Annotated in this window: 6 protein-coding genes; 4 read left to right on the top strand and 2 right to left on the bottom strand. The window is 34.5% G+C overall.

Translation table 11 applies throughout. The features are described 5' to 3' along the window. Together L323_RS41555 and L323_RS22640 are read left to right on the top strand one after the other, a co-directional pair. The coding region (locus tag L323_RS41555; protein WP_031341721.1) for an RHS repeat-associated core domain-containing protein at positions 1-1,299 on the top strand (1,299 nt) is incomplete at its 5' end. A gap of 8 nt (positions 1,300-1,307) precedes the next feature. Continuing rightward, positions 1,308-1,700, top strand: coding sequence for a hypothetical protein (locus tag L323_RS22640; protein ID WP_020813920.1), 393 nt, complete (start codon positions 1,308-1,310; stop codon positions 1,698-1,700). Between the two features lie 551 nt (positions 1,701-2,251). Here L323_RS22640 and L323_RS22635 read toward each other — a convergent pair. Both L323_RS22635 and L323_RS22630 read right to left on the bottom strand, forming a co-directional pair. Next, positions 2,252-2,674 carry a hypothetical protein gene (locus L323_RS22635; protein WP_020813919.1) on the bottom strand — a complete coding sequence of 141 codons (423 nt, stop codon included), beginning with the start codon at positions 2,672-2,674 and terminating at the stop codon, positions 2,252-2,254. Between the two features lie 29 nt (positions 2,675-2,703). Continuing rightward, complete coding sequence (locus L323_RS22630; RefSeq protein WP_020813918.1) at positions 2,704-3,129, bottom strand: AidA/PixA family protein; 426 nt, start codon at positions 3,127-3,129, stop codon at positions 2,704-2,706. 335 nt (positions 3,130-3,464) lie between these two features. Here L323_RS22630 and L323_RS22625 point away from each other — a divergent pair, with 335 nt between their 5' ends. Both L323_RS22625 and L323_RS22620 read left to right on the top strand, forming a co-directional pair. Continuing rightward, positions 3,465-4,085, top strand: a complete 621-nt coding sequence (locus L323_RS22625) for a helix-turn-helix domain-containing protein (RefSeq protein WP_020813917.1) — start codon at positions 3,465-3,467, stop codon at positions 4,083-4,085. A gap of 12 nt (positions 4,086-4,097) precedes the next feature. Further along, positions 4,098-5,936 (top strand): sensor histidine kinase, encoded by a 1,839-nt coding sequence (locus L323_RS22620; protein WP_020813916.1) that lies wholly within the window; start codon positions 4,098-4,100, stop codon positions 5,934-5,936. Positions 5,937-6,000 lie beyond the last annotated feature (64 nt).

Raw genomic sequence — 6,000 nt, 5'->3', positions numbered from 1 at the left:
AAGGAAACAGACCTCTACTATCTGAATGCCCGCTACTATGACAGCAAAACAGCCAGATTCCTGAGTGAGGATACTTATACGGGCGACCCCAATGATCCGTTGAGTTTGAATTTGTATAGTTACTGCGTTAACAATCCAATTACATACAGCGATCCGTCGGGACATTGGCAGGAAAGTGATAAAAATTTAATTCAGAGTGCTAGAATTGCAATATCTCAGCTGACAGATATTTATGTTACAACAAGTGACCCTGAATTAAAGAAAGCGTGTGCAGCACAAGCGGCAGCTATAAGAAATTGCTCTGCTAATATTGCAACGACGCCTCAAAATTCTGAAGTTGGCATGTTGTATGAGCAACAATTAAAAAAGGACGGTTATGTTTCAGCCAGTGATTGGCTGAAAATCAGTAACACGTATAAAAAGGAGTCGACGCAGAATGCTATAAATGGATTAAAAATGACTGAAAGTCCATATGTCCCAAGTAATTATAAAAATCAAGCTATTAAAGCTACAATGAACACTGTTACTGCTGGGGTTAAGAAATCAACAACACAGGCAAAACCTCAGACTAAACCTCAGGTAAGTTCCAGTCCTAGTCCCAAAGTAACAAATAATGGGAGTACTGTTAATGGGACGGGGAAAAGTGAAGTTATAATACCAGAGTATTTGTATGATGCTGAAAAAGATAAATGGCTAAGTAACTCATCGCAGAATAAATTAGCAGATTTAACTCTACAATGGTATCAGGCTTCATCGCAATCGGCTAGGGATTCAATATTAAAAATAATAAGATTAGCAAGAATAGATATTAATGATTCCCCCGTTGATGAAGTATTAAATCTTATTGCAGATGAAGTTATTGATGGGATTTTTGGAGGTAGTATTTTAGGTGAAATTATAACAAGGACTACAGGATCAAGTAGTGAAGCTTTAGAAGAGAAAAGAGACGTTATTGAGCAAGCAAAGCTAGCATATGTAATATGTAGTGTAATGAATACTAATTTTAAGGATATTGCTAATACGAAGTCGCCGAGTGAGTTTATAAAAGAATTAGAAGACTCAGGGTGGAAAAAGACTATTGAACCTGGTGGCGGGAAAAGCGGTCCGGCGACTATATTAACTGACACAAATACTGGTATTAAAGTTCGTGTACAAGAATCACCTACCAATGGTAATCCTTACTTTAGAGTTCAGAATAAGGGTGGCAATTACTTAGATTCTGATGGCTCATTCCCAAGTAATGCTGCAAAAAAAGAAATGCGTAATTTAACACACTTTGAATTTAAAATAAAAAAGTAGGTGAGAAAATGATAGCAAAAAATATTGATGAAGTTTTTCAGAAACTTGATTTTACAGATAGTATCATAACTGCCGTAAAGTGGGAAGATAACTTAATTGATTTGGCTTTATACATTGATTATTATTGGGATATTCAAGAAGGTTTTAAAGAAACAAGAATGTTGAAGGTAACATTCAAGAGTTGCTTAAAAGTAGACTTTCTTATGACTCAGAACCTTATTGAAATGTCTGATTCAGAGGTACAAACTTATATTCTTAGCTGGTTTACAATTGTTAGTTTTAGAAAATCAAATATAGAGAATAAAAATTTGAATTGTATTGAAATATTTACAACTAATTATACTAACCCATGGCTAACTGTACTATGTAAGGAAATACAAGTAGATGAAATAAATCAGTAAATTAAAGTTCTGGAACCGTGGTTAAAGGAAAATAATTTGCAACCAATTAACAAAATTAGAGAAAACATCTTATCAAAATAGTTGAAGATGGCATTAAAATATTGGTTTTACAGTCTAAAAGGTGAAGGTAACACGAATAACCACTATAAAACACAATACACTAGTTGGCCTAGTTGTACCATCTGAATATTAATGTACAGTGTATGAATAGATTATGCGACCACACATGCCAAAACTAAAGTGCCTTTTTGACCACCTAATACCAAAACAACTACACGCCGGCACTGCCGGCGGTGTAGTTATGGTACATATTGCTTGATATCATGTATTACTCCCAAAAAGCCCCCCCGGCTTAGCCGGGGGGGCTTACTTCACGTACTCAACTCAAAAACCCTACTTCACAGTAATAGTTGGATTCAAATAATAATACCCATACATATTCTGTGTCTCTCCATCAGCCCCTAATGTATAAAATGCAACATGTTTTAGAGATAATCCATCAGGAGAAGAAGCATCGGATTCCACAGAGTAGATTTCTTATTAAGTAGAGGTTATACAGCAGTTATAAAAGGGTCCCATTGTATAACGTGTGTACCGTTTATAAGAAGCTTGATTTGATATGTCGAGGTTCCCTGATTGAATGCACGGCCCATCCAATATGTATTGTCATCTGATGCAGGCTGAGGAGTTCCTTCGCCGCCGAAAACATTTCCGCTTGAGACCTGGAATCCTGCTATGGACACTGTGTCCTGGGTATCAGGATCAATAGGGTTAACCAGCCATGAGACATAATCTCCCGCAAAGCATTTAGTGCTAAGTTCCAGAGTGCCTTCATTACCACTTCCGACTTCAGCGCGATTGTCTATCATGAATATTCCTCTTGTATCTCCGCTGAGAACTCTTGAAGTATCTACTGTTATTACTATTTTGGTTTGCGCTCTTATTTGGGCTTTTAAAACAATAGTTTCAGTCATTTTTTGTGACCTCCTTTATTTAAAAAATATTATCCGTTAACATTAAGAACGGGATTGATTTTTAATGTTACAGGGTTTTTATTGCTTTCAGTGATAATTATATTGATTGGTGTCTGATTGTTCCCCTGATTTTCTGCTCTTCCTACCCAAACTGTGTTTGTGTTGTCTGAAGCCTTTGGGTTTCCTCCGTATCCCCACGCAAGTGATTGGTCGAAGCTTGTAATTGCAACTGTATCGTGAGTGTCGGGATCAATAGGTAAAATTCTCCAGCATATGTAGTCGTTAGTATTGCAGTATGTATCCAGATTAGCGGTACCCTCGCTATAGCTTTTAGGAGCCCTGTTATCTACCATATAGATTCCTTGGGTTGAACCTGTCCTCGCTTTGGCAGTATCAACGTAAATAACAATTTTTACATTACAATCCGATGGGGATGGTGTTAAAGCTTGTGTCATTTTAAACTCTCCTTTCGATATCGGTTAAATTGTCATAAATGATATCATTTGTTGAGCTAATTATATGTCATTAAATATGACATGTCAAGAAGTATTTTCCATGCAATTTTAGCATACTTTAAACAGTAAAGCGTAATATAAGTGACATTTATGATATACAATTTGTTTTAAAATATAGTATAATAAATGTCATAAATAATGAAAAAATGATTGCTTAAAAAACTAATTTGTATTATTATTTGAATTATTAAAGAAGATTTTTCTATATTTTTAGTTGGTAAAATGTCAGAATACGGTATAATAATTAAATAAAGTATGGCGATGAGGAGGCCGATATGGAAGAACAATTCAAAATAATTATTATTGATGATGAACAGGGAGTTATTGATGCAATAAAAGCAAATCTTTCGTCCGAATATATGGTTGATGGGTTTGTGACTTCAAAGGAAGGCACTGATGCAATAAGGGAAAATAATTACGACCTCTTGATTTTAGACTATTTTATTGATTCCATGAATGGAAAACAAATAACCGAAAAGATAAGAAAAACAGATGATGAGCTGTATATTATGCTTCTTACAGGAAGGGCTGAAGAAGCTCCGGGTTTGGAAACACTCAAAAATCTTGATATTCAAATGTATTGCGAAAAGTCAGCAAATTTTGAAGAAATACTAATTATGATTGAATCAGCAAGAAAATCTGTAGAACATTCAAGAAAAGAAGGAAGCTTTGGTATTCGTCTAAAAAGGCTGAGAAGAATCCATAACATCAGTCAGGAAGATCTGGGTAAAGTTTTAGGAGTAGGTCGTACGGCCATAGCTAACTGGGAAACCAATCAAACTGAGCCTACAGGGGAAAATATTAAAAAACTCGCAGAACTTTTTAGGGTAACAACAGACTATTTACTTTGCTACAAGGCTAATTTTGGAGATACCCCTAATCTGGCAAAAAAATAGAGGTATGCTTTTATGCTTGAAACAATAACAAAAATCCTAATCTATTTATTTTCTGCAGGAGTACATTTAGTACTCCTGATCAGAATAAAAAGTATAAAATATTCAAGGCAGCTGCATCGTATCTGTGCCTTGAATATTTTAATACTCTTTATGTGGACGATACTTGCATTGTCAAATATTGTAATTGACACTATTACCGGTTATAGGATATGTAACATATACTTTGCAGGTTCAATATGTGTATTCTTTCTCCCGGCAACTCTCATTATACTTTGCATACTCCTTGTAAAGAACAAAATCAGTTCTATTGCAACGTATATATTAATTTGCATACCGCCTGTTACAAGTACTATTATGCTTGTTACCAATAGTTTTCATAAGCTTTTTATAAAGGAAATTTCGGCAGATGCTAAGACAATGGTATTCGGAAGCTATTACTATGTTCATTGTACCTGGCAGTTGATTTATGCGACTTTTGCGGTTTTATACCTTATATATTTCAGTCTGAAATACACAAACTGTCTTACAAGACAAATACTCCTTGTTGTTTCAGGTATAATTATGCCTATAGCAGTGGATTATGTGGTATATCTAAACTATTTTTCAAATCTTCCTATTTCATTGCCTGATAGTATACACACATTGAGCTATTGCTTTACAACGGTGTGCTTATCAGTTGCAATAAGAAAATATAGGTTTCTTGATACACTTCCTATTGCAATAAGGAGCATTGTAGACTACATAAGTGATTCATTTGTAGTTATAGACTATAAAAACAACATTCTGGAAATGAACAAAAACTTCAAAACTGAGTTTGGCTCAATAATAAAGCAAAATGAGAATGATTTTTACAAAGTCATGCAGGATGATAGTTTTAATAATCTCAAAAATCAAATATCCCAAATTACTGCAAACAAGGGAGTAACACACCAAAATACTAAGTTTGAGCAGGAATTTATAATAAATAATGTCCAGCGTTACTTTGAAATTGAAATTATACATGTATATGCGCATGAACAATATATTGCGATACTTATATTATTCCATGATATGACAGAGCATATGCAGGTAATAAAGCTCATGGAAGAGAACGCAAAACAAATGATTGAAAAGGCCAGATTGGTTTCGTTGCATAATCTTATAGGTGGTATTTCACATAATATGAAATCTCCGCTGATGTCATCATCAGGAGGTATTCTTGCTCTTAAAAACCATACCCGAAAGATAGAGAACCTAATAACTGATATGAATAGTAATGGAGAATACTCTGAATATCTGGATATTGTATCAGATATGAGAAAGTGGGAGGACTCAATCAAAAATTACCTTGTTTATATGTCAGACATAATTACCGCAGTTAAAGAACAGGCGGCCAGTATGATTGGAAACCAGAATAGAAGCTTTACTGTAGGAGAACTATTTTCAAAGATTGCATTGCTGTTGGATTTTGAGTTAAAAAAGTCAAATTGCAGTTTAAACAACATTTTAAATGTTAATGAGGATACTTGTATAGAAGGAGACATTTCTTCATTGACTCAAATTCTGGGCAACGCAGTAATAAATGCGACACAGGCATATAGCGAGGGTGGCGTAATAAATTTGGAAGCCGACAGGAAGCCGGAAGGTATTCTATTTACTATACAGGATTTCGGAAAGGGAGTTCCATCAGAGATAAAGAATCGAATTTTCAATGAAATGGTTACAACTAAAGGCAAAGATGGCTCAGGTCTCGGACTGTATTTTGCAAATATTGCCGTTAAAAGTCAATTTAGAGGTTCCATATCCATTGAGTCCGAAGAAGGTAAAGGAACTACAGTATTTATAACTATTCCCATAAAAAAGGCTAATTGATAAAACTTTTAAAATTTGCTATAATTATACAAAATTTATAGTTTTTTTAAGGGAGGAACAATTT

The organism is Ruminiclostridium papyrosolvens C7 (genome assembly GCF_000421965.1).
In the GTDB taxonomy this organism is placed as follows: Bacteria; Bacillota; Clostridia; order Acetivibrionales; family DSM-1351; genus Ruminiclostridium; species Ruminiclostridium papyrosolvens_A.
The sequence above is the reverse complement of the archived record's forward strand: the minus strand, read 5'-3'. Positions and strand labels throughout refer to the sequence as shown.

Bases quoted from the DNA above. Each gene is read 5' to 3' on its own strand.
- L323_RS22635 (WP_020813919.1), bottom strand. From the start codon at position 2,674: ATGACTGAAACTATTGTTTTAAAAGCCCAAATAAGAGCGCAAACCAAA.
- L323_RS22625 (WP_020813917.1), top strand. From the start codon at position 3,465: ATGGAAGAACAATTCAAAATAATTATTATTGATGATGAACAGGGAGTT.
- L323_RS22630 (WP_020813918.1), bottom strand. From the start codon at position 3,129: ATGACACAAGCTTTAACACCATCCCCATCGGATTGTAATGTAAAAATT.
- L323_RS22620 (WP_020813916.1), top strand. From the start codon at position 4,098: ATGCTTGAAACAATAACAAAAATCCTAATCTATTTATTTTCTGCAGGA.
- L323_RS22640 (WP_020813920.1), top strand. From the start codon at position 1,308: ATGATAGCAAAAAATATTGATGAAGTTTTTCAGAAACTTGATTTTACA.